The following is a 25,013-nucleotide window of genomic DNA, read 5'->3' on the forward strand; positions in this document are numbered from 1 at the left end:
TTTGTTCCAACAAAACTTTAAAAGAAATAAAGTATGAATCCATTATTGACTACGAAAGCAGAAACCTTCAGATCCGGAAGCGATAATCTGGAGTTTTACCACAACCGACTCATTAAATTAACGAACGGAGTCCTTATGTTCTGTTCCGGCGGAGAAGCGGAAATCACCATAGATCTGGAGAAACATCACATTATACCGAATACGAATATCATGTTGTTGCCCGGCTCTATCCTTTCGCTCAGATCGGCCAGCCAGGACTTCCAGATACACTATTTTGCCTATTCGGGCGAAATGATGAAGGTGGCCTGTTTCCGACTGGACCCGGCATTTATGCATTTCATGAAAGAAAACTCCTGCTATACGCATACCAGACTCGAAACCATACGCCCCATCCTGAGAATGATAGAGGCAAGTGCCGCCATCTATGCCGACAAGGAAAACCAGTTCCGCGAGAGTATTGCCCAGAACCTGCTTCAGATATTCTTCCTGGATACTTATGATAAGGTGCAGAGATATTTTACGAAAGAACAACTGGAGGGAGGCAACCGGAAAGGACAGCTATTCAAGAAGTTCATTCACCTGGTACACACCCATTGTACCACACAACGGGATGTAGCTTTTTATGCCGAGCAGCTTTGCATTTCTACACGCTACCTTTCTGCCATTACTAAAGAGATAGGTCAGATTTCCGCTAAAGAACTTATTGACGAATTCCTCACACTGGAGATTAAAGTCGCCCTGCAATCCACCAACCTGTCGCTGAAAGAGATAGCCGACCGCTACAATTTTCCCGACCAGTCGTTCTTCGGGCGCTACTTCAAAAAGCATACGGGAATATCACCGAAAGAATACAGGGCTAAAAGAATTTAATTATAAATAATAGCTATATACAATTATTTTGCTTATATTTGCAACTGATGACAAACACTAAATAAAACAAAAGAAGTGATTATGAAAAATAGAATTTTCAAAATAGCCTTTATTTTCATTCTTGGATTAATCGTTCTATCATGCAATAAAGAAGAAGAACAAGTATTAATGGAAATTGGCAAAACTGAAATTAATATAACCAATGATGAAACAGAAGCTCAACTGACAATCACTTCTAATGTTAACTGGAAAATTACAGATAGCAACCGCCCCGAGTGGATCAGTATTTCGCCCCTATCAGGCAGTGGAAATGGAAATATTCAAATTCGAGTGATTGACAACGATAAGCGCGTTGAGGCATCCTTCACTCTATTCATAGAGTATTCGGGACAACAAATATCAGTCCCGGTAACTATTAAGAATGCTGAAAAATACGAAGATGGAGGATACACTATTTATCAAACCAGCAAGAAAGCCAATCCGATAAAACTGATAATCACCGGAGACGGTTACCTTCCAAGCCACTTCAATTATGGAGGTTTGTTCGATCAAAATGCTAACGAGGCCATTGAAGCTTTGTTTGCAATTGAGCCCTACAAAACATACAGAGAATACTTTTCTGTTTACAAAGTAGCAGCTTTTTCCGAAGAAACCGGAATAAGTAACCCGAAGTATAATGTACAGAAAAATACGGCATTTTCCTGCGCACTCACCGGAGGAACAGGCATAGAATGTAACTATGACAGAGTTTTCTCCTATGCTCTTCTTATTCCTGGAATTTCAGAATCAGACTTAATGAACACGTCTATCTGCGTAATTATCAATGAAAACACATATGCAGGCACTTGCTATATGATGAGCAATGGAAAAAGCATTGCTATGGTTCCCGTTTCCCGAACGGATGACAGCTATCACACAACCCAGTTTTCCAATATCATTTGCCACGAATATGGTGGTCATGGTTTTGGGAAACTGGCCGATGAATATGTAACTTATGACGGGACTATACCTTATGAAGACAAAAAACTTCTGTTAAGTTGGCAAGCATATGACTACTATATGAATGTTTCACCTTTCAATACTGCCGAAGAAGTCCCTTGGAGCAGATTTATCGGGAAGCCGGATTATCCTCAAGTCAGTATTTTCGAAGGAGGATATTATTATACCCGAGGCATTACACGTCCTGAAGAAACCAGTTGCATGGACGATAACAGATTATATTTCAACACGCAAAGTCGATACACAATAGTGGAAAGAATACTTCAGGTAGCCGGAGAAGGAGAACTTACCTATCAGAAGTTTCTTGATAAAGACGTACAGAAAACGCCACCACCGTTCACACGAAACCTATCCAAAGCAAAGGACTTTAAACCTTTAGCACCACCAATTCTTGTAATAGAAGAAGCTCACAAATAAATGAATATGACTGATTAGTATAGGTTTTTAGCATTTATTTGATAACTTTGTACACGAATCAATTAAATACTAACACCATGAGAAAACTTAACCACGCACTTCTTGCAGGTGCTTTCGCCTTGGCATGCGCTTCGTGTACTGCGGAGAAAGAAGCTAACTACCAAGTGATACCTCTCCCCCAGGAGGTAAGTTTAACCCAAGGAAATCCGTTCAAACTGAACGAAAATGTTCTCATCGCTTATCCGGAAAACTATGCCTTACTGCAACGCAATGCTGAGTTCCTGTCGGAGTACATCCAACAAGCCACGAACTATGCACCGAAGACAAAGGCCATCGCAGCAGGAGAACAAGTGAAAAATGCAATTGTACTGGGACTCGATCCGGGCATTGCAAACAAGGAAGGCTATGTGCTGACTACCACCCCCGAAGGTATCAGCATCAACGGACAAACCGAAAACGGAGTGTTCTATGGCATCCAGACTTTACGCAAATCCATTCCCGCCGAAGCAAAAGGAGCAACCATCCTGATACCGGCAGGTGAAATTAAAGACGAACCGCGCTTCAGTTATCGCGGCATGCACCTCGACGTAGGACGTCACTTCTTCCCCAAAGAGTTTATAAAGAAGTACATAGACTTGCTGGCACTGCACAATATGAATACTTTTCACTGGCACCTGACGGAAGACCAAGGTTGGCGTATTGAAATTAAGAAATATCCGAAGCTTACGGAAATAGGTTCTCAACGCAGTCGCACGGTAATCGGAAGAAACACACAAGAGTATGACAATACGCCGTACGGTGGTTTCTATACACAGGAAGAAGCAAAAGAAATCGTAGAATATGCACAGGAACGCTACATCACGATAATTCCGGAAGTAGACCTGCCGGGACATATGCTTGCCGCACTGGCCGCTTATCCCGAAATGGGATGTACAGGTGGCCCATATGAAGTGTGCCCTCGTTGGGGCATATTTGAAGACGTACTCTGCATCGGCAATGATAAAACCATGCAATTTCTGGAAGACGTAATGAGTGAAATCATAGAAATCTTCCCATCGAAGTATGTGCATATCGGCGGCGACGAAGCTCCGCGTACCCGTTGGGAAAAATGTCCGAAATGCCAGGCACGTATCAAAGCGGAAGGACTGAAAGCTGATAAAAACCATACGGCAGAAGATCGCCTGCAAAGTTATTGCATGACACGCATCGAGAAGTTCCTGAACAGCAAAGGACGCCGGATCATCGGCTGGGATGAAATTCTGGAAGGCGACGTAGCACCCAACGCAACCGTAATGTCATGGCGCGGTATGGAAGGCGGCATCAAGGCTGCACAACTGGGGCATGATGTTATCATGACACCGACCTCTTTCTGCTATTTCGACTATTATCAGACAGCAGACACAAAGGATGAACCGCTCGGTATCGGTGGATATGTTCCCATCGAAAAAGTATATAGTCTGGAACCCGTACCGGCAGCACTTACAGAAGAGCAAAGTAAGCATATTCTCGGTGCCCAAGCCAATCTCTGGACAGAGTATATCCCCTCTTCCGAACATGTGGAATACATGGTATTGCCCCGCATGGCAGCTCTTGCCGAAGTACAATGGACTCAGCCTGAGAAGAAAGACTTCAAAGATTTCAGTACCCGTCTGGCACGCCTGATGAAGTTCTATCAAAGAGATGGTTTCAACTATGCCAAGCATGTATTTGATCTGAAGGCTGATTTCACGCCGGATGTTGCCAAGAAAGCAGTGGTAGTTACATTGAGTACCATTGATGATGCTCCTATTTATTATACATTGGATGGAACTGAACCGACCACAGCTTCATTGAAATATACAGAGCCTGTTTCCATTACCGAAACAGCAGATTTCCAGGCAGTGGTTATCCGCCCGGAAGGAAAGAGCAAAGTGGTGAATAAGAAGATTTCTTTCAACAAAGCTACATATTGTCCTATCGAGCTGACTTTCCAACCTTCGGAAAAGTATAAATTCGGAGGTGCTATTACTTTGGTAGATGGTATGAAGGGAAACGATAGTTATGCCACCGGAGCCTGGTTAGGTTTTGTAGGTGGTGACGTGGAAGCCATCATCGACTTGGGACAGGAAACGGAAATCAAGCGGGTGGCCACGAATGCTATTGTTGATATGAGTGCCTGGATTATGGGAAGCACAGGGTTGGTAGTCTCTGTATCTGATGATAACAAAGAGTTCCGCGAAGTAGCCGTTAAAGATATTCCGGTTGAAACAAATATTGATAAGAAAGGTGTGGAAAACTATGAGATAACTTTCGATCCGGTAAAAACACGATATGTGAAAGTTGTTATCAAGCGTAGCCCTGCCCTTCCGAAAGGACATGCAGGCGAAGGAAAAGCTGCTTATATGTTCATTGATGAAATAGAGGTGGATTAGAAACCTCTCCCAATGAAAGGAGAGGAGGAATTTTAGAACTGGAAGTAAATGAAAGGCTGAATCTCCGTACTCTTCATCTGGATTACCAAGTAAATTAAAGCAAGCATCAGAACCGCCTTTCCCATAAGGGGGAGGCGGATTACTGTTTTACAACAAGCACTCTCCCAACGGTCGGGGCAGAAATGCAGGAAGAACCCCAATGCCATCAGGGCAAACACTTCCCAATAGCCTGCAATCAGTTGCGGGAAAAGTTGTGGACGGAAAGTGGTACAGATCTGTTTTATCATATCCAACGAAGTGGAAAAGTCAGCATTGCGGAAGAATATCCAGCAGAAACAAACAAAGTGGAATGTGATAAGTATACCGAAGAAACGGCGGATGCCGTGGCTTTCTTCCCCTTTCTTTCTTCCGGTCAGTGTCATCCAGAATTTATGTGCCGCCAAAGCAACGCCGTGGAACAATCCCCAAACGACAAAATTCCAAGAAGCACCATGCCACAAACCACCCAAAAACATGGTTATGATAAGGTTGGCATACTGGCGGATTTTTCCTTTCCGGTTTCCGCCTAAAGATATATAGAGATAATCTTTCAGCCAACTGGAAAGCGAAATATGCCATCGCCGCCAAAACTCTGTAATGGAAGCGGACTTATAGGGAGAGTCAAAGTTCTTATTAAAATGAAAACCTAACAACAAAGCTATTCCGATAGCCATATCACTGTATCCGGAAAAGTCGCAATAGATTTGCAAGGCATATCCATAAACACCCATCAGATTCTCTACTCCGGAATAGAGCGTAGGATTATCAAAAATACGCTCTACAAAGTTCACACTGATATAATCTGAAATAATAGCTTTCTTGAACAGACCGCTTGCAATCAGGAATATCCCCCTTCCGAACATCTCATGGGATACGAACAAAGGACGGCGTATCTGTGGGATAAAATCACGGGCACGTACAATAGGACCTGCCACCAATTGCGGGAAGAAGGATACGTAAAAAGCATAATCCAGCAAATTAGTAAGAGGGGTTATATCTTTGCGATAAACATCGATGGTATAGCTAAGTGACTGGAAAGTAAAGAAAGAAATGCCCACAGGGAGGAATATATCGTAATGGTGGAACGTACCACCTACCAGCGAAGCAAAGGCATCTCCCAAAAAATTGGCATATTTGAAATAACAAAGCAGACCAAGATTGATAACAAGACTCACTAATACCCACAACTTACGCTGCCAACGCACAGAGGAGAATGCCATGAGACGGGCAATAAAGAAATCGGCAACCGTGACAAGTGCCAGCAGGAAAAAGTAAGTTCCGCTACTTTTATAATAAAAATAATAAGAGAATGCGGTAACAAACAACAAACGTGCAGTCAGACGGCGTTGCAACAGCAAATAAACCAGTATAAATGCTGCAAACAACCACAAGAAAATGCCGCTACTGAATATCATCGGCGCTTGCGGGTCATAAACGAATACGTCTCGCAGACGGTTAAAGTCAATATCCCACATAATCATTATAGGCTTTTAAAAGAGCTTGATAAAACAATTCACCTTGCAATACATATCCTTCCGGAAGATAATGTACATGGTCCGGACGCATCAATTTTGCTTCCTGCCAGTTCAGACAAGCACGCTGTCTCCCTCCCACCGCTTCGTACATATCCCACACGGCAAGACCGTTGTCATCAGCAAAGCGACGCATGGTTTCTACGGCAATAGCAGTACGGGGATTGATGGAATAGGTGCGGCGACGACGACTTTTCCGGAAACTGTCGTAGGAACCGGGAGGAGTTGTCATCAGTAAGGGTACATTGGGCAGACTGTCGCGAAGCATACGCACCAATTCGTCCATCTGCCGATAGTGCAACAGGGTGTTATAACGCCGGTTATGGCTTTCGTTCGTTCCGAAAGAAAGTATAACCAAGTCAGGATGCAGGGCGGCAATATCAGAAATACGGTCGGAACGGGTAAAGGTGGTACAAAAAGCACCATTGATACCCATATCGGTATAAGAGATAGCACCAAAAGTTTCTGTCAGCAGCGTTCCGGTAGTGCGGGGCAAGATACGCCCACGGATATGGCTGTCACCGATATGCACGATACGGATGGTATCTGTAGAAAAGCCGGCATGCAACAGGCGCAGCTTTTCCCAAAAAGGATTGAGGATACCAAGGCTATCCGTCAACTCATTTTCACCAAGTTGCTGAAAGCCGGAAGGAAAAGCTATTCGAGGAACAGCAACAGTATCCGTACGCTGGGAATAGGAGCGGAGCGTATCGCAATTTGCTGTGACTTTGCTGATTAGAGGACAGGATGGAATAGGGTCCTGGGCATGAAGAGGAGAAAAACACAGAAGAAAGAATATTAGTATATAAGAAAATTTTAGGCGCGGATTACGCGGATAACACGGATTACAGTGTAGATACGAATACTCTAAATGTAACTGTCCTAAAACAAAAGCATCCGTGTAATCCGCGTAATCCGTGCCTAAAAAATCGTTCAATAGAACCCTATTTATATTATTCCGCTTCATAAGCCCTCCTCCTGTCGTACTGTTCCTTTCCATACACAAGCGCTTCATAAAGTAGGCCTGCCAGGTGCTTACCTCCCCGGAAATTAATATGCGTATAGTCATAATTCGCCAAAGAAGGCTTGGCATGTACCAGATTCGCCATACTTCCCTCTCCTCCCATTGCTTCGAACATATTCCAGAAAGCAATGTCGTTATCTGCCGCCAGGTTTTGCTGGTAACGCACCAGATTCTTAATACCTGGCATTGTGTGCAGAGTGCCATCTTCCGTCTTATAATCCCGGTCACCCACGCTGACTATCAAAATACCTGCTTGTGGAAATGCATCCTTCAAGTGATCAATAGTGGTCTGCATACCTGCAATATATTTGTCATAATTCCGCCCACGTTCAGTAGCAACGTTCAATCCGTATTGCAAGATAATCAGGTCGTAAGGACGCTGCTCATTAAATTCGTGCATCATCCATACAGGAATAGAGCGCAGAGACAAGCCCGAACTGCCGCGCAAAGAGAAATTATCCAGGATAATCCCTTTTTTGCCATCCATAGCCAGACCATAAAATAAGGTAGAGTCCGCCTCATCAACCGTCCAACGGACAGAACCAATATTTCCATCCACTTGCATTTCCTGCAAATCATCTGTAGCCAGGAAAGTACGGGTTTGCTTTTCATTGCGGTTGACATTCACAGAAAGGGTGACTTCTCCTTTACTATAAAAGAAGATAGAAGCCTGTTCACAGGTATCCAGATGGGAAGCATATTTGTTTTGTCCTTTCAACTCCACATAAGCACCCGGACGGGGAACAAAGTAATGCCCGGAAATACCTTGTTTCTTGCGGTCAAAGAAAGTAGAATCCATTACAGAATGGCTTTGCCAACCACCAAACGAGTGTCGCACGGTAGGACGGAATCCGCTGGTCATAGAAGTAATGGTAACAAAACCTACGCCGCAGCCACCATATTTATCCTGCAACATACTGCGCAAATCCGCAGTAAGAATATCCGCTTCAATGAAAGAATCTCCAAAAACAGCAATACGTACCTGACGGGGACGTTGTGTCAATTCATCCAAAGCCCGGTAAAAAGGTGTCATACCGCGCAGAGTGGAATCGCTGTAGTCTTCAATGCACGTCATACCTGCACGGCAAGTATCTACAAAAGCCGGTTTCACCTTTGGCGGAGGCGGAAGCAAACTGTCCGGCTCTTCCGTCAACTCTTTCTGAGTACGTACATCACCCAGTAAGTCGACACGCCTCATCATGTGTTCACCTACCGTAAAACCAGGCAGGAAGTACATCAGTAACAAGCCCGCCAATATAATCAATGCCCAAATGCAAGTATATTTCAGATAATTCTTTTCCATGTTGTCCGTAAAGGATTTGCAAAGATAGAGAAAAGACATAAAAAGAGAGGGAAATCTTCACGTTTTGTAAGATTTCCCTCTATCTGATTCCCTAAAAAGTGTTTCCACTCACTCTGAAGAATGGCCTTCTCCAGATTAGATCGTCTTCTCAATGTTCCAGACAAATGCCCGGAGACCGAGTTGATGCGTCTCCTCGTCCATCCGATGAAGTGCATCAAGCAACGGGTCAACTTTAGCTTCATCTACAATAGTAATAATAGCAGAGCACATACTGGGCCATGCATGACTACCATAGTGCGGCTCGCCCGTCTTACTGCCACGTCCCTGCACTTGCTGCCAATAGCTGAATCCACGGCAACCCTGGCGGTCGAGTAACGCCATGATGCGCTCGAAGAACGCCTGGTCGAATGTTATAAATACGGATTTCATATGAATTACAAATTATGAATTACAAATTACGAGATACGAATTACGAAATACGAATTACGAGATACATAGTTCAGCGTAATTTGCAATTCGTAATTCGTAATTATTCTCACTGCTTTTTCGGCTTCGTCATTTTCTCTTTATGAGCCTGATAGTAATCATTCAGTTCACGGTCTTTCTTTATCTTACGGCGGTTGCGCTTGATACCGATACCGGCAAACGAACAATAAAGCACAGGAACCAGAATCAGCGTCAAGATGGTAGATACCGTGAGACCACCAATTACCGCCACACCCAACGGACGCCACATCTCGGCACCTTCACCTTGTCCTACAGCCATCGGCACCATACCGAGGATAGTAGTCAGCGTGGTCATTAACACCGGACGCAAACGGCTACGGCCTGCCGTAACCACAGAGTGGAGTACCGCCATACCGCGCTCGCGACAGAGTGTGATGTAGTCAATCAGCACGATACCGTTCTTCACCACGATACCAATCAACATGATTCCACCCAACAAACTCATGACGTTCAAGTTTGTATCCGTAAAGAAGAGTGCCATCAATACACCGCTGAATGCAAACGGAATGGAGAACATGATAATAAACGGATAACTCAAAGACTCAAACTGGGCGGCCATTACAATAAATACCAGAATAATAATCAGTACAGCCAGCGTACCCAAATCAGAGAATGAATCCTGCTGATCCTCGTACGAACCCGAAATCTGGATAGAAATACCGCTCGGCAAGTCCATCTTATCGATAATGGCATTACCATCGGCCACTACATCACCCAACGGAACTCCTGAAATGACGGCAGATACCGTCACAATACGTTCACGGTCCTTGCGCTCGATGGTAGGAGGAGCTGAGCGCTCAACCACCGTACCGAGGTCTTTCACACGGATGCCCTTACCAGCAGGTGTATAAATAAGGATATTCTCCAAATCTTCAATCTTTGTACGGAATTCAGGAGCATAGCGCACCCGGATGTCGTACTCATCACCGTCCTCACGATAATAGGAAGCCAAGGCTCCGTTCACGCGGTTGCGCAGATAAGTGGAGGCTGTGGAAAGGTTCAGACCATGAAGCGCCAGTTTCTCACGATCAAAGTCCACCTGATATTCAGGTTGGTAATCCTGACGGCTGATATTTACCTCACTCACGCCTTTTACATTCAGCAGTTTCTCTTTCAGTTCGGCCGAGACTTTATCCGTAGCGGTAAAATCATAACCATATACCTCAAAGTCGGCACTGGCCTGGGCACTCATACCACCGGTACTACCACCCAAAATTACCTGCGCCTTATCCAACTCGGGATAGGCCTTCAAGTCTTCACGCATCTCATCACAGACCGTTTCCAACTTAACTTTACGGTCGCCCGGACTCACCAAACTGATGTTAAAGCTGATAATATGACTACCATTGTCTTGCATGGAAGCAAAAGTATTATCCGAATCAGCCTGTCCTACAGTATAGTTACAAACCCTCATCACACCTTCGTAGCGTTTCATCCACTTTTCTGTCAGTTCCGAAGCCAGTGCTTGAGCACGCTCTACGCGGGCACCGATGGGAAGTTGCAAATTTACACCGATACGGCTATTATCAGCCGCCGGGAAGAACTCCGTACCGATATACTTAGCACAAAACAAACTTGCTACAAAGAAAGTAGCACAACCGACCATGATAGTGATACGATGGCGCACAGCCCAGTTCAAACGGTTCTGATACCACACATCGAGAGCATCGAGTCCACGTTGAATCGGCCTATAGAAAGCGATGAACATCTTGCTCTGCTTCTTCTGCAAACGCAGGAGTTGTGCACACATCATCGGCGTGAATGACAAAGCCGAAATGGTAGAAACGGTCATGATCACACACATCATCCAACCCAACTGGCGGAACAATACACCAGACATACCGCTCACCATAGTCAGCGGGAAGAATACCGCAATCATGGTCAGCGTCGAAGCTATAACGGAGATCGCCACCTCATTCGTAGCATGAACCGCCGCCTGCTTCGGTTCGGAGCCGCGCTCGATATGGGTTGTGACATTCTCAAGTACCACAATGGCGTCGTCCACCACATTACCGATAGCAATGGAGAGACAAGAAAGCGAGATGATGTTCAGCGAACCGCCGTCTATAATACCCAAATAGATGAATGAAGCTACCAATGACATCGGGATAGTGATGCAGATAATAACCGTAGCACGCCAACGTCCCAAGAACACAAACACTACCAGGATTACAAACAACATAGCGTACATGATAGTCTCTTCCAAACTGTCAATGGTATTCAGAATGTTATCGGAAGTATTGACAATGATACCCAGCTTCACGTCACTCGGCAACGACTTCTGCAACTGCGGCAGCATATCGATAACCTTCTGCGAAATAGCCACAGAGTTGGCGCCGGATTGCTTCTGTACTACAATCATAGCACCTTGCACACCATTACTATACGTCTTCTGTGCACGTTCTTCCACCGAGTCTACTACTGTTGCCACATCACGCAAATAAACAGAAGCTCCGTTGTGTGTGCCTACTACGATATTCTCCATCTCTTTGGGGTCCTTGAACTCTCCCTCTACACGGAGTGAATAGGTATTGTTTCCCACATCGAATGTACCACCCGGCGTGTTGCGGTTTTCAGCACTGATGATAGAACTGATAGTTTCCACTGAAAGGTTATAGGCATCCAGCTTGTTAGGGTCACAATAAACATTTACCTCACGTTTGGGTGCACCGGAGATAGACACCGTACCCACACCCGGCACACGCGCCAGCGGATTTACGATGTTGTCGTCCAAGATTTTATAAAGTGCCGGCTGACTCTCTTCCGCCTGAACGGAAAGCAGCAGGATAGGAATCATGTCCGTACTGAACTTAAAGATAATAGGCGTCTCCACTTCATCGGGAAGCTGAGAGCTTACCATATCCAGTTTATCACGCACGTCATTCGTCAACACGTCTATATCATATCCATATTCAAACTCCAACGTTATCACAGAGATATTCTCTGAAGATCTGGAAGTAATATGTTTCAGGTTGCTGACAGAGTTCAGCGTATTCTCTAACGGACGGGTCACGTTGTTCTCAATATCCGACGCACTGGCTCCTGCGTAGGAAGTCATCACCATGATGGTGTTGGTCTCAATATCCGGATAAAGATCCACCGGCAATTTTGACAAAGAGAACAGACCAAATATCGCTACTGCCAAAAAGCAGAGCGAGGTCATAATCGGTTTTTTAACCGCTCCTTCGTATAAACTCATGTTATTAGTGTTTAGTAATCTTTATTTCTCGACTTCTACTTCTACGCCATCAGCCAGCTTGGACTGTCCTGCAACGACTACCTGCGAATTGTTATCCACACCGGAAATCAACTCATATTCCGTATCCATACGGCGTCCCAGTTCCACTTTGTTATAAGAAACTTTCCCGTCCTTATACACATATACATAGCGGTCACCGGAACCGGCACGTTTTACGATAGCCAAATCGGGCACAACAACGTGATCCTGTGTTCCGAAGTTCAGCGTTACACGGGCAAACATACCCGGACGGACTTTCTGGTCACGATTAGTCAGGCGCACTTCAACAGGGAAGGTACGAGTGTTTGCATCAATGGTTGGATAAACCAGATTTATCGTTCCTTCAAACTCTTCGTCGCCATACACATCTACTTTAACAGCTACGGGAGAGCCCTTTTTCACTTTCGCAAAGTAACCTTCGGAAACGTTGATCATCAGTTTCACCGGAGTAATCTGCTCCACTACCAGCACGGGTTCTCCTCCACTATACATATCTCCATTATCGTAATTACGAGCCGTTACCACCCCATTGATGGGACTGAGCAACGCAGTATTTTCCAACAGATTCTTATACGTAGTCTTCTGTACGTCCAATGCCATCTTGGCTGCATCCCACTCGGATTTGGAAGTACCGCCTACCTTATATAATTCGTCAGTACGCTTGAACTCAATTTCCTGATTCTCCAAACGGAACTTAGCTTGCTTCAGATTGGCAGCATCCATCTGTACCAATTTCTGACCTTTTGAGACACGGTCACCTACTTCCACAAATATCTGATCGATACGTACCGGAGAAGACGGAGCGATATTATTTTTCACTTCTGCCTGAACAGTAGCGGTATATTCCTGGATCTGATCTACAGGACGTGCCGTTACAGAAGCCAGTTTTACTCTCGGTTTTTCCTCTACCTTTTCAGTTGCAGCCTTGTCTTTCTCTCCGCCGCATGAGCTCAGCAGAGCAACGGCCATCAGGGCGATCAATTGAACACTTTTTTTCATATCGTTGTGATTTTTCTTTTTTTACTTATTAATTGAATAGTCGCGACCCAAAACCTGGTCAAGGTCAGCCTTAGACACCAGATAGTCGTAAATAGATTGGTTGTAAGTTAATTCAGCCTGAGTTAATGATACTTGAGAACTGTTCAGTTCCAGCACTGTACCTTTACCCACTTCGTAGCGTTTACCGGCTATTTCCACTGCCTTTTGAGCCTGCATTACGTTCTCCTTATTACTTACCACCTGCTCGGAACTTGCTGCCATGTTATTCTGGTAGCTGGTAATCTGCATGTTCAGTTTACGCTCCGTATCTGTGCGGTTTTCCTTTAACTGGTTGATCTGAATTCGTGCGGTTTTCAGTTTCGTAAAGTTACTGGCTTTATAAAGAGGGATGTTCAGGGTAAACACCAAAGCAGAACTTCCGCCCCAATTATAGTCGAACACATTCCAGTTATTATTATACAATGACTGGTATTGATAAGAATAGTTCATCCCCAATGTCGGCATGAAGTTTGTCTTCAAGGATTTCAGACTCTGATTGAGCATCTTCATGTTCAAGTCGAATTGCTTCATTGTAGTATTGTTCACCAAGCCCTCATTCAGCTCATTCAACTGGTTAGCAAACAGACCGGTCTCATAATTCGCCAAATTATCGGCAATCCTGAGATCAAAATCTTCCGTTATTCCCATCAGCACTTTCAGCTGAAGTTTGGATAAGGTAACGGCGTTTCCCGCTGAAATGACATTCGGCTTCACACTACGCATCTGTACTTCAGCACTAATCTTATCGAATTCGCTGACAGCTCCCTGCTGGTATTTTGCATTAACCACGTTATAATTGTCTTCCGCCAATTTATAACTCTTCTGCAAAACTTCATAAGAATCTTGTGCCAGCATCAACTGGTAATACGCTTTCGTAACCTGATTCACAAGATCCTGCTTAGAAGCACGTGATTTTTCTACTGCCAATTCTATGTCAGTTTTCGTCATAGACATTGCTTTGTAGACCGAAGGGGCAAATAACGGTAAGCTGATATTCAAAGTTCCGCTTACTGTATTTGAATCGTCCTGACCCATTTTGAAAGACTGGCCTCCGAGATTCATTTGAGCCGCCGTAATTGTATGGTTCCATGTTCCACCAATACTGGCCTCCGGCAACAAACTCTGCCAGGTCTCCTTGTTAGCCACTTTTTTCAGGGCTATTTCCTCTTCGGCAACCTTTATCGTAGGATTATCACTAAGTGCGATTTCCAGTGCTTTGTCGAGGGTCAAGGTTAGGGTTTCTTTTGTTTCCTGCGCCTGTATACGGCCTATAGCCAATAAAAGGACCACAGTCAACATCATTTTCTTGCTTGCCAAAAATAGTTGTCTGTCCATAAAAATCAATCTGTATATTTATTAGGATTATTCTTTTATTCCGTATTGGACTGCCGGCTCTTACGGTATTCCTGGATAAATTCTTCCAGTTTGCGAGCGCCTTTTTCTGTTGATATTCCCCGGAGATAGGTGAACATGATAGATTCATATACTTCCAGGAAAGAGTGCTCTTTGCAAAGATCCGTGTTCATCAGCAAGTCGAGCTGTTCGCGTACCAACAGGTTTACAATCGTAAAGTTGACGTCATCGCGGAAGTACCCTTGTTGTATACCCAGTTTAAAGAAAGCAATCGTTTCCTCGGAATCGCGGTTGCGACGCTTCATCAATTCTGCATAGACTTTAGGATATTTCTTGATGTCTTCAAAAAACTTTTTATTAGTATTGTGAAACTTCTCAATACTCCGCTGGTAGAGTTTTAACAAAACTTCCAATACATTCGAAGCCTTTTCATAGACGTCTTTTACGTAAGCGTCTCCCTCACGCTGAGCCTTCAGAAGGCACTCCATAAGTAAAGTTTCTTTGTCAGGGAACACCTCATATAAAGTACGTTTGGAGATGCCCAATGCCGCAGCAATGTCATCCATCGTAATGCTCTTGATACCATGGGTAGCAAAAGATTCAAGAGCAGTATCGATGATACGCTCCCGCAACTCTAATCTTTGAGGGTGTTCTTTCACATTGTCGCCCGTTTTCATTTCTATTTTCTCTTTAATTTTCAGATTTCAAGTAGAAGAATGTCCACTTTCGGAATAAAACTGGGCAAATATAGAAAGAAAACTCAATTCTCTAATTGAGTTTCCTTTGAAAGATTAACTATATTAATATTTATTATGCTTCCGGCAGGTTTATTGGGAAGAATATCAATAATCGAACTTCGTCCGGTTCAGAAACGCCACTGTCTTATGGATTTCCTTATACATGACAATGTCGTCTTTAATAAAAGGGACTTCTTTGCGATATTCGTTCAGGAAGCGTTCCAAAGCGGGAGAGGTCTTTAATGGGCGACGAAATTCGATACCCTGTGCTGCATTCATCAGTTCGATAGAGAGAATGTGTTCCAGATTGTCCATAATACGATACAATTTGGTAGCTGCATTAGCCCCCATGCTGACATGATCTTCCTGACCGTTGGAAGAAACGATGGAATCACTGCTGGCAGCATAGCAATACATTTTATTCTGGCTGACCATGGAGGCAGCGGCGTATTGCGGTATCATAAAGCCGGAGTTCAAACCGGGATTGGCTACCAGAAATTCAGGCAGACCGCGCAGTCCCATGATGAGCTGTGCCACCCGCCGCTCGGAAATATTGCCCAATTCGGCAAGGGCGATACCAAGAAAGTCGTAAGAGATGGCAAGCGGCTGCCCATGGAAGTTTCCGCCGGAAATAATGCGGTCTTCATCAGGGAAGATAGTGGGATTATCCGTTACGGAATTGATTTCGGTCAGCAGAACGGAAGAGACATAACGGATGGCATCTTTCGTTGCGCCATGTACTTGGGGAATGCAACGGAAAGAATACGGATCTTGTACATGGGCTTTGTGTTGAGCAATGATTTCACTGCCTTCCAGGAGTTTACGGAAATTATCACCTGTCTCGATTTGTCCCCGGTGCGGACGGATTTGCTGGATACAATCCATAAAAGGATCGATACGCCCATCGAAAGCTTCGAGGGAGAGAGCGGCAATAAGGTCGGCCTTCTTGGAGAGACGGAAGGCTTTCAGAATGGCAAACACACCATTGGCACTCATGAACTGCGTACCGTTGAGCAGGGCAAGACCTTCTTTACTCATAAGTTTCACCGGTTCCCAACCGAACTCATCGAGGACGCTGATAGCTTCGCGCTTCTTACCTTTATAATAAACATCCCCCACACCGATAAGCGGCAGGAAGAGATTGGCAAGGGGAGCCAGATCACCGGATGCACCGAGTGAACCGCGGTCGTAAACAATGGGCATCACATCGTTGTTGAAGAAATCGAGGATGCGCTGTACGGTGATGACTTGCACACCGCTATGCCCCAGAGAAAGGGCATGGGCTTTGAGCAACATCATTAGCTTGACGATGACAGGACGTATTTCTTCACCGACGCTGCAAGCATGACTCTTTATCAGGTTTTCCTGTAAGGTACCCAGTTCGTCGGGAGATATATTTTTGCTGCACAAGGAACCGAAACCTGTGGTGATGCCGTACAAAGGTTCTTCGGACTCGGCTATCTTATGATCGAGGTAGTCGCGGCATTTCTGTATCCGTTCTTTGGCTTCGGGAGCCAGTTCCAGTTTCAGATTCTCGTTGATAATTCGTTCGATGATGTCGAATGTGAGTTCACCGGACCCTACATGATAGACGTTTTTCATACTCGTAATTCTTGGTTAACAACATCCAATACTTCTTTTTCACGGTCGCAGGCCAGACGTTCCAGCTTGTCGGCTTCTGCCTGAAGCTCGCCTGCAAAGGTTTTATCTTTGATGGAACCCAGGTTAATGCGGACATTCAGCAAGGCACCCAGCACAGCAGTACGGGCGGACATCATGGCCACACAAGCATCAGTCACTGCATTACGGTTTCCCAAACGGGCAACGTCGGCAATCACCGACATCAGTTCGCAGGCATTACGAGCCACTTGCATGGGAACTAAGGCGGCATACTTAGTAGCTTCCTGAATAGCAGCGCTGCGGGCAGCTTTTTCTTCATCGGTAACTTTGGGCATTTTGAAACATGCAAACACGGCATCGTAAGCTTCCGAGTCACGGTCTATATCGGCAATGAATACATCTTTCTCTTTCACCGAGAGAGAGGCAATATGGTTCATAAGTTCCTCGTGTTCTTCGTAATTCTTCTTGCCGATGGTGAGGTTAGCAACCATAGCGGCAAGTGCCGAAGCTATGGCACCGTTCAAGGCGGCAATGCTTCCGCCACCGGGGACGGGATCACTGCCCGCCACTTTATTCAAGAACTCTTTTACTGTTAAATCAACTAACATGGTATTTTTCTTTAAAGGTTTTACAATACAGGATAAATCACTCCTTCTTTAATGGTAGTATTGACACAATTCATGCCGACATAATAAGGCAGGAAATGGTAATTATCGGAATTCAGCACTACAAAATCTCCCTTCTTGCCTACTTCGATGCTACCGATACGGTCCGCCCGGTTCAAGGCAGCAGCCCCGTTCAGGGTAAGCGCAGTGATAGCTTCTTCAATAGTAAGATGCATATAGATGCACGCCAGTGCAAAAGTCAACGGAATGGAACCGGAGAAACAGCTACCCGGGTTGAGATCCGTGGCAAGGGCTACGGCACAACCGGAATCAATCATTTCGCGACCACGTGCATAAGATTCTTTCAAGGCAAAAGCGGTAAGAGGAAGCAAGGTTGCAACGGTTCCGGCATCCCGCATGGCACGGATACCCGTATCGGATGCATGCAGCAGATGATCTGCGGAAACAGCAGAAAGCTCGGCAGCCAGTTCGGCACCACCCAGCGGAACAATTTCATCGGCATGGAGTTTCAAGCCCAGACCATATTCCTTGGCAGCTTGCAACAGACGGCGGGATTGCTCGATGGAGAAAACGCCTTGTTCGCAGAAGACATCACAAAACTCCGCCAGTTCGTTCTTGGCAACGCAAGGCAGAACGTCACTGATAATGAAATCAAGATATTCGTCCGTACGTCCCTTATACTCCTCGGGTACGGCATGTGCGCCCAGAAAAGTGGATACAATATCTACCCGCTTATGTTCGTCATTATCCAGGCTACGCATGACTTTGAGTTGCAGAAGTTCCGTTTCCTTATCCAGTCCGTAGCCGCTTTTACCTTCTACGGTAGTGACGCCCATATTACTCATTTGCTTCAAAAAACCTTCGGCTTTGGAGCGGAGTTGAATAAAACTGCATTCGCGGGTGGCTTTTACGGTACTTACAATGCCACCGCCACGCTCCATAATAGACATATAGCTTTCTCCTTTCAGTCGCCAAGAGAATTCTTCGGCACGTTCGCCACCAAAAACCAAGTGGGTATGCGAATCGACGAAGCCGGGTAACAGGCATTTGCCACGGGCATTGTAGTGCCAGTAGCGTTGATAATATCCGTCACGCATCTCGCCTCGGGAAGGGCCGACATAGGAAATGATACCATCGGTTACTTCTATTGTAGCATTATCAATGATGCATAGTTCACCCATCTCTCTGCCGCAACGGGCGGAAAAACCGATGGGCGTTACAACGCGAGCATTAAAAATTATCAGGTTCTCGGTCATATTTAAAAACTTTATTTGTGTAATTTGTGTAATTTGCGTAATTTGCGTTCTTTCATCATTCTATTACTATCTCATTATTCTTCCATAATCCTCGCCTCAAGCACTTGTTGCATAGAGAAATTCTCTAAACCAAGATAATAAGAAGCTGTATCAATGAGTGCCTCCATCGGAACAAGGCCGATAATCTCACTTCCCACGATGCTGACTCCATAGCGACGTGCTTCTACACGGGTCAGTTCAAAAGCGCGGTAAAGGGCGGTACGGGTATAGTCTGTCATATTGATGGAGACCTGAGTAATGCCCCGGTCTTTCAACTCTACTCCCATTGCTTTGCAATAGCGCAGACCGCCGCCAATGAAACGAATCTTCTTGGCAATGTCATGTGCAATATCCAGATTAGGTGTATTCAGGTTGATATTGTAGGCTACCAACGGCATACGGGCACCGATAGCAACGGTTCCGGCAGTGGCATGGCGTTCGGCAGGACCAAAGTCGGGCCGCCATTCGGGCAGCTTTATCTTTTCTGCCATACCTTCAAACTCGCCTTTACGCACGGCGGCAAGATTTTCGCGATGCGGAGCGGATGCGGATTTCTCATAGAGAAAGACAGGAAGATTATAGCGTTTGCCCACCTCTGCACCTACTTCTTTGGAAAGGGCGATAGCTTCTTCCATCGTCACATTCTTAATGGGGATGAAAGGAACTACATCTACGGCACCCATACGGGGATGTTGCCCGGTATGGTGATTAAGGTCGATGAGTTTTACAGCAATACCGATAGCTTCGAGAACGGCATCACGAAGGGGTTCCGGTTCGCCCACTACGGTTACTACCAGACGGTTGTGGTCTTCGTCGTTGCTGTAATCCAGGAGTTTTACACCTTGTTTGCCACGAAAGGGAGATATGATTTGATCTATTTTCTGCAAGTCACGTCCCTCGCTGAAATTGGGGACACATTCGATGATTCTATTCATAATTCTTTATTTATGATATATATTTATTTACTAATTCGTCATCAGCCACGTATGGCATCGTGATATGATAACCGTCGGCATGTGTCCGGTTAAACTCTTCACTCGTCTCCATAGCATGCCCATTGCGTGCCCACGAACGTCGGGCCACACCGCCCATCACGTCCCACAACATAGCTGAACGAAGTATCTCATCCACCCGCTCACTACCATCGCATACCATACCGAAGCCGCCATTTATGGCTTTTCCGATACCCACGCCACCACCATTGTGCAGCGCTACGAGGCTCATTCCCCGGGCACAGTTTCCAGCAAAGCATTGCACGGCCATATCCGCCATGACATTGCTTCCATCTTTTATATTAGAAGTTTCGCGGAAAGGAGAGTCCGTACCGCTCACATCGTGATGATCGCGTCCCAGCATAATAGGTCCCACTTCACCATTGCGTACCATTTCGTTGAACTTCAACGCTATCTTCATACGTCCTGCCGCATCCTGATAAAGAATACGCGCCTGTGTACCTACCACAAGATTATTCTTTTCCGCGTCGCGTATCCAATTGTAGTTATCCAGATCCTGACCGCGACGATTCGGATCAATACATTCCATCGCTGCATGATCGGTCTTTATCAAATCTTCATGTTTACCACTGAGGCATACCCAGCGGAAGGGTCCGTAGCCGTAATCAAAAAGTTCCGGTCCCATAATATCTTCTACATAACTGGGGAATATGAACCCATTCTTGTCATCTTCTTCTTTAGCAATCTCACGAACTCCGGCATCATAAACGGCTTTCATAAAAGAGTTTCCATAATCGAAGAAGTAGGTGCCCCGCCCTACAAGAGCCTTTATAGCCCGGAAATGGCGTGCCAGAGATTCATTCACCAGTCCACAGAATTTCTGCGGGTTTTCGTGCAACAGACTTGTACGTTCGGCGAAAGTAATTCCTACCGGGCAATATCCACCTTCGTAAACGGCATGACAGGAAGTCTGGTCAGAAAGCAGGTCTATATGTATATTTTGGTCTACAGCATACTCCAGCAGGTCAACGATGTTCCCATGATAAGCGATAGAAACCGGTTTCTTGCTGTCCATCGCCTCATTCGCCAGCAAGAATGCTTCAGGAATAGAGTCCGTGACGTGCCCTACCCAACCTTGCCGATACCGGGTTCCAATGCGTGACATATCCACCTCGGCTATAATGGAAGCAGCACCCGACATCTCTGCGGCCTTAGGCTGAGCACCGCTCATACCGCCCAAACCGGAAGATATAAACAGGTGTCCTCGCAGATCACCGTTCTGAGGGATACCGAGTTTCATGCGTCCGGCATTCAGCAGAGTATTGAAAGTACCATGCACAATACCTTGAGAACCAATGTACATCCAGCCTCCGGCAGTCATCTGCCCGTAGTTGGCAACTCCCATCTGCATGGCCACGTGCCAATCCTTCTGATTGTCGTAAAGACCTACCATCATGGCATTCGTAATAATCACGCGTGGTGCATCGGGTTTAGAACGGAATAATCCCAGCGGATGTCCACTTTCAATAACAAGTGTCTGATCTTGAGTCAGCACTTCAAGATATTGCTTAATGAGACGATACTGCATCCAGTTTTGACAGACTTGTCCCGTTTCGCCATAAGTGACGAGTTCATAAGGATAGAGGGCAATGTCGAAGCAGAGATTATTGTCAATCATCACCTGGAAAGCCTTGCCTTCAATGCAATTTCCTTTGTAGGCATCGATAGGTTTCGCTTTGAGGTCGCCTTGCGGACGATATCGGTAGCCATAGATACGCCCGCGGGTACGAAGTTCTTCCATAAACTCCGGAGCAAGGGTCTCGTGTAATTCTTTGGGGATATAACGCAATGCGTTCTTTAACGCCGTGGCAGTTTGTGCGGGCGAAAGTGTGAAGCCACGGTCGGGAGCCCTCCGGATATCCTCTACGAAAGTGGGATAAGGGGGCAATGTGTTACTTAAGGTTATTTCCATAACATGTAGGATGAAAGGTTACAAAATGTCATCGGTTTACTTCCGTAATATGCCGCAATATAGAAATAAATCCCGATATCAACAAGTGATACCGGGATTTATTTATCATTTAGTCATTTTAAGCGTAGCAAGTATTTACCTGTAACTTCTGCGCTTTCATTGCTTTCCTGTAAGAAGGCATTCAGAAGTTCCGGCTCATTTTTCAGCAACTGTAGCATTTTGTCTTTTCCTACGAACTCTACTTTACCCGTTTCCGGATTCAGTTCATAATAAACCCGCGCATTTACCAACCCCGAAGCGGCAATGGCTGTACCTACATCTCCACCCAGCTTCGTAGCATCGGCAGGCTGTGTGGTACTTGCCGCCACAGAGCCTACAGGCTGTGCGTAGAAATAGATTTTCCCCTGTATCCAAGTGGCAGGAGCATACCAACCGCCAAAACGGAAACGTTTATAACGTACTTTCTTACAGTTGACGTATAACGCCGAGTCAGCCCTCACCGCATAACAACGGGATTTTAAATATCGGCAGAGACCGGGATTATCATCCACCGAGACGCGATAGTCAGCACCTCCCATCAGTAAAATCTGATTCTTGGAGCGCTTCTCTATCTTCAATGTGGAGAGTGTGTCGCCACGATCTTCCACCAGTTCCTTCAAATTGGCATATATCACTTGCTGAGCGCTCCCATGCAAAGCAACCAATAATCCGAATATACCTAATAACCACCACCTTTTCATACCCCAAGCTTTTCTTTCTAAAACAGTTTTATCTGAGCGAAAGTTACATTATTTATCCAAGAAGAGCAAATTATTGAAAAGAAAAATGCAATTTCGGCAGATTTATGTTCATGCATATTTATACTTGGGCTTATCTCTGTACTGCATAATACGCTTCAAAGCTGCGAGTAACTGGAAAAATAAGCAATACTCATCAAAGGGATATCTAAGGCGAAAACTTACTACCTTGATGGATAAGAATAGTTTCATCACTTGGAACTGCAAGTTTCATGCCTTGAAACTGTCTGTTTCATGCTTTGAAACAAGCAGTTTCACACCGAGAAACAGACAGTTTCACACTGAGAAACAGACAGTTTCACACTGAGAAACAAACGCTTCTCTTAAAGGAAACATAAATATGGATGCTAAGTTCTTAATTAGAGCAAGAGAAAGCAGATGAAGCATTTGGTTATAAAGCAGGCTTATTTTACCTTTGCGGCAAAGAAACAATAGAATGAACACAATCAATGAAATAACCGCCACTTATCAGCGCATCGCTGAAGAAGGACGTTCGGAATTAAATAAAGTACAAAACAAGATTTACCGCATAGGCTCACTGCGATTATTGTTATTTGTTGCAGGAATTGCGGGAATTATATATTTCTGGTCATCAGGCTGGATAGTATTAACGGGGATCATTGCCGTTACACTTCTGCCTTTTATCCTATTGATAAAATATCACAACCGGCTGTTTCACCGGAAAGATTATCTGGAAAAAAAGATAGCAATCAATGAGCAAGAACTTTCGGCGCTGAACTATGACACATCTTCTTTTGAAGACGGAGCAGAATTTATCGATCCGGCACACCTGTACAGTTATGACCTGGATGTGTTTGGTCCACATTCTCTTTTTCAGTATATAAACCGTACCTGTACGCAACTTGGAAAAAGCTTGTTAGCCAATTGGCTGGGCACGCATCTGGTAAATAAGAAAGAGATAGAATCCCGACAGGAAGCCATTCGCGAACTGGCATCGGAATTGAACTTTCGACAAGAATTCCGTATTCTGGGACTGCTCTATAAAGGAAAAGCTGCTGACGAAGATGAATTAAAGGCATGGGCTAAGAGTCCCAGTGTCTTCCGGAAGAATGTTTTCTTTCGCATGCTACCGCTATTGGCGGGTGGAATAAATATCTTATGTATAGCATTGGCTATTGCAGGCATTATTCCGCTCACTGTTTTCGGTATTCTATGGTTATGCTTTGTTTTTGCCAGCTTTTGTTTCACTAGTAAAATCACTAAAATGCAAGCTGTCTACGGAAAGAAGCTACAGATATTAGCAACGTATGCCAATCTGCTCCGACTTATAGAGAACCAACCCATGAAAAGTCCGATATTGAAGGAAGTGAGAGAGTGGATCGGTGATGAAAAACAAACGGCTTCCCACTCCATCCAGCGTCTAAGCAAGCTTATGAACGAACTCGATCAGCGAAACAACGCCTACATATATGCCACCCTCAACGGATTATTCTTCTGGGAAATCCGCAAAATCATACAGATTGAAGGATGGAAAGAGCAATATGCTTCTGAACTGCCACGCTGGCTGACAGCTATCGCTCACATGGATGCTCTGTGTTCACTAGCCACATTCGCCTATAATCATCCGGATTACTCCTACCCTATTATTACCACCCGGTCTTTCAGTCTCCGCGCCGCATCTATGGGACATCCACTGATGAACCGCGACAAATGTGTACGCAATGACATTGATATAGAAAAACGTCCTTTCTTCATTATTATCACCGGTGCAAATATGGCAGGGAAAAGTACGTATCTTCGTACGGTAGGCATCAACTATTTGCTGACTTGCATCGGTACCCCCGTTTGCGCCCGGAGTATGGAACTGTATCCAGTTCAGCTCATCACCAGTCTGCGCACCAGCGACTCCCTGAATGATAACGAATCCTACTTCTTTGCAGAACTGAAACGTCTGAAACTTATCATCGACAAACTGCAAGCCGGTGAAGAGCTTTTCATCATCCTTGATGAGATTCTAAAAGGAACCAACTCCATGGATAAACAGAAAGGTTCGCTTGCCCTTATCAAGCAATTCATGACTTTACAGGCAAATGGTATCATCGCTACTCACGACCTGATGCTCGGCACGCTTGCCGACATTTATCCTGATGACATCCATAATTACCGATTCGAAGCCGACATCACAGATAATGAACTGACTTTTTCTTATCGTCTGCGCGAAGGAGTAGCTCAGAATATGAATGCCTGTTTCTTGATGAAAAAAATGGGGATAGCCGTTACCGACTGATCCCCATAACTTTAAAGTTAAGTCCAGAAACCCT

General features: G+C 45.1%; 18 protein-coding genes. 4 read left to right on the plus strand and 14 right to left on the minus strand.

What is annotated here, in order from left to right; translation table 11 throughout:
* The first annotated feature begins 33 nt into the window (after nt 1-33).
* From DW036_RS22990 to DW036_RS23000, 3 genes are all read left to right on the plus strand, one after another.
* Nucleotides 34-870: an AraC family transcriptional regulator gene (locus DW036_RS22990; RefSeq protein ID WP_118466370.1), complete on the plus strand. Its 837-nt coding sequence runs from the start codon at nt 34-36 to the stop codon at nt 868-870.
* A gap of 81 nt (nt 871-951) precedes the next feature.
* Complete coding sequence (locus tag DW036_RS22995) at nt 952-2,286, plus strand: M64 family metallopeptidase (protein WP_118466371.1); 1,335 nt, start codon at nt 952-954, stop codon at nt 2,284-2,286.
* 77 nt (nt 2,287-2,363) lie between these two features.
* Entirely contained in the window at nt 2,364-4,697 is a 2,334-nt protein-coding gene (locus DW036_RS23000; protein WP_118466372.1) for a glycoside hydrolase family 20 protein, read from the plus strand.
* 32 nt (nt 4,698-4,729) lie between these two features.
* On the opposite strand, the gene DW036_RS23005 is transcribed toward DW036_RS23000, so the two are convergent.
* The 14 genes from DW036_RS23005 to DW036_RS23070 form a co-directional block, all read right to left on the minus strand.
* Nucleotides 4,730-6,217: an MBOAT family protein gene (locus DW036_RS23005; protein ID WP_118466373.1), complete on the minus strand. Its 1,488-nt coding sequence runs from the start codon at nt 6,215-6,217 to the stop codon at nt 4,730-4,732.
* Entirely contained in the window at nt 6,198-7,283 is a 1,086-nt protein-coding gene (locus DW036_RS23010) for an SGNH/GDSL hydrolase family protein (protein ID WP_369906865.1), read from the minus strand. The genes DW036_RS23005 and DW036_RS23010 overlap by 20 nt, the downstream gene beginning before the upstream one ends.
* Nucleotides 7,222-8,595: an SGNH/GDSL hydrolase family protein gene (locus DW036_RS23015; protein ID WP_118466446.1), complete on the minus strand. Its 1,374-nt coding sequence runs from the start codon at nt 8,593-8,595 to the stop codon at nt 7,222-7,224. The genes DW036_RS23010 and DW036_RS23015 overlap by 62 nt, the downstream gene beginning before the upstream one ends.
* A gap of 135 nt (nt 8,596-8,730) precedes the next feature.
* On the minus strand, nt 8,731-9,024 hold the full coding sequence (locus tag DW036_RS23020) for a PG0541 family transporter-associated protein (RefSeq protein ID WP_118466375.1): 294 nt from the start codon (nt 9,022-9,024) through the stop codon (nt 8,731-8,733).
* Nucleotides 9,025-9,130: 106 nt separating this feature from the next.
* A complete protein-coding gene (locus tag DW036_RS23025; RefSeq protein WP_118466376.1) occupies nt 9,131-12,301 on the minus strand; it encodes an efflux RND transporter permease subunit in 3,171 nt (1,056 codons plus the stop codon).
* A gap of 21 nt (nt 12,302-12,322) precedes the next feature.
* Nucleotides 12,323-13,339, minus strand: coding sequence for an efflux RND transporter periplasmic adaptor subunit (locus DW036_RS23030; protein WP_118466377.1), 1,017 nt, complete (start codon nt 13,337-13,339; stop codon nt 12,323-12,325).
* A 21-nt stretch (nt 13,340-13,360) separates the two neighbouring features.
* A complete protein-coding gene (locus tag DW036_RS23035; RefSeq protein WP_118466378.1) occupies nt 13,361-14,713 on the minus strand; it encodes a TolC family protein in 1,353 nt (450 codons plus the stop codon).
* A gap of 35 nt (nt 14,714-14,748) precedes the next feature.
* Nucleotides 14,749-15,408, minus strand: a complete 660-nt coding sequence (locus DW036_RS23040) for a TetR/AcrR family transcriptional regulator (RefSeq protein ID WP_118466379.1) — start codon at nt 15,406-15,408, stop codon at nt 14,749-14,751.
* Nucleotides 15,409-15,573: 165 nt separating this feature from the next.
* Nucleotides 15,574-17,070, minus strand: a complete 1,497-nt coding sequence (hutH, locus tag DW036_RS23045) for a histidine ammonia-lyase (protein ID WP_118466380.1) — start codon at nt 17,068-17,070, stop codon at nt 15,574-15,576.
* The gene (locus DW036_RS23050) at nt 17,067-17,696 is read right to left on the minus strand and encodes a cyclodeaminase/cyclohydrolase family protein (protein WP_118466381.1); all 630 of its coding nucleotides are present in this window, start codon (nt 17,694-17,696) and stop codon (nt 17,067-17,069) included. The genes hutH and DW036_RS23050 overlap by 4 nt, the downstream gene beginning before the upstream one ends.
* Nucleotides 17,697-17,716: 20 nt before the next feature.
* Complete coding sequence (hutI, locus tag DW036_RS23055; protein ID WP_118466382.1) at nt 17,717-18,970, minus strand: imidazolonepropionase; 1,254 nt, start codon at nt 18,968-18,970, stop codon at nt 17,717-17,719.
* 74 nt (nt 18,971-19,044) lie between these two features.
* Nucleotides 19,045-19,944 (minus strand): glutamate formimidoyltransferase, encoded by a 900-nt coding sequence (gene ftcD / locus DW036_RS23060; RefSeq protein ID WP_118466383.1) that lies wholly within the window; start codon nt 19,942-19,944, stop codon nt 19,045-19,047.
* A 10-nt stretch (nt 19,945-19,954) separates the two neighbouring features.
* The gene (locus DW036_RS23065) at nt 19,955-21,934 is read right to left on the minus strand and encodes a urocanate hydratase (RefSeq protein ID WP_118466384.1); all 1,980 of its coding nucleotides are present in this window, start codon (nt 21,932-21,934) and stop codon (nt 19,955-19,957) included.
* 113 nt (nt 21,935-22,047) lie between these two features.
* On the minus strand, nt 22,048-22,674 hold the full coding sequence (locus tag DW036_RS23070; protein ID WP_118466385.1) for a DUF6563 family protein: 627 nt from the start codon (nt 22,672-22,674) through the stop codon (nt 22,048-22,050).
* A gap of 493 nt (nt 22,675-23,167) precedes the next feature.
* On the opposite strand from DW036_RS23070, the gene DW036_RS23075 reads away from it, so the two are divergent.
* Complete coding sequence (locus tag DW036_RS23075; RefSeq protein WP_118466386.1) at nt 23,168-24,979, plus strand: MutS family DNA mismatch repair protein; 1,812 nt, start codon at nt 23,168-23,170, stop codon at nt 24,977-24,979.
* Nucleotides 24,980-25,013: the final 34 nt, after the last annotated feature.

It is taken from the genome of Bacteroides sp. AF39-11AC (genome assembly GCF_003474285.1).
Classification (GTDB): domain Bacteria; phylum Bacteroidota; class Bacteroidia; order Bacteroidales; family Bacteroidaceae; genus Bacteroides.

Coding starts and splice junctions, on each gene's coding strand:
- DW036_RS22990 (WP_118466370.1), top strand. CDS start 34: ATGAATCCATTATTGACTACGAAAGCAGAAACCTTCAGATCCGGAAGC.
- DW036_RS22995 (WP_118466371.1), top strand. CDS start 952: ATGAAAAATAGAATTTTCAAAATAGCCTTTATTTTCATTCTTGGATTA.
- DW036_RS23000 (WP_118466372.1), top strand. CDS start 2,364: ATGAGAAAACTTAACCACGCACTTCTTGCAGGTGCTTTCGCCTTGGCA.
- DW036_RS23005 (WP_118466373.1), bottom strand. CDS start 6,217: ATGATTATGTGGGATATTGACTTTAACCGTCTGCGAGACGTATTCGTT.
- DW036_RS23010 (WP_369906865.1), bottom strand. CDS start 7,283: ATGAAGCGCTTGTGTATGGAAAGGAACAGTACGACAGGAGGAGGGCTT.
- DW036_RS23015 (WP_118466446.1), bottom strand. CDS start 8,595: ATGGAAAAGAATTATCTGAAATATACTTGCATTTGGGCATTGATTATA.
- DW036_RS23020 (WP_118466375.1), bottom strand. CDS start 9,024: ATGAAATCCGTATTTATAACATTCGACCAGGCGTTCTTCGAGCGCATC.
- DW036_RS23025 (WP_118466376.1), bottom strand. CDS start 12,301: ATGAGTTTATACGAAGGAGCGGTTAAAAAACCGATTATGACCTCGCTC.
- DW036_RS23030 (WP_118466377.1), bottom strand. CDS start 13,339: ATGAAAAAAAGTGTTCAATTGATCGCCCTGATGGCCGTTGCTCTGCTG.
- DW036_RS23035 (WP_118466378.1), bottom strand. CDS start 14,713: ATGGACAGACAACTATTTTTGGCAAGCAAGAAAATGATGTTGACTGTG.
- DW036_RS23040 (WP_118466379.1), bottom strand. CDS start 15,408: ATGAAAACGGGCGACAATGTGAAAGAACACCCTCAAAGATTAGAGTTG.
- hutH (WP_118466380.1), bottom strand. CDS start 17,070: ATGAAAAACGTCTATCATGTAGGGTCCGGTGAACTCACATTCGACATC.
- DW036_RS23050 (WP_118466381.1), bottom strand. CDS start 17,696: ATGTTAGTTGATTTAACAGTAAAAGAGTTCTTGAATAAAGTGGCGGGC.
- hutI (WP_118466382.1), bottom strand. CDS start 18,970: ATGACCGAGAACCTGATAATTTTTAATGCTCGCGTTGTAACGCCCATC.
- ftcD (WP_118466383.1), bottom strand. CDS start 19,944: ATGAATAGAATCATCGAATGTGTCCCCAATTTCAGCGAGGGACGTGAC.
- DW036_RS23065 (WP_118466384.1), bottom strand. CDS start 21,934: ATGGAAATAACCTTAAGTAACACATTGCCCCCTTATCCCACTTTCGTA.
- DW036_RS23070 (WP_118466385.1), bottom strand. CDS start 22,674: ATGAAAAGGTGGTGGTTATTAGGTATATTCGGATTATTGGTTGCTTTG.
- DW036_RS23075 (WP_118466386.1), top strand. CDS start 23,168: ATGAACACAATCAATGAAATAACCGCCACTTATCAGCGCATCGCTGAA.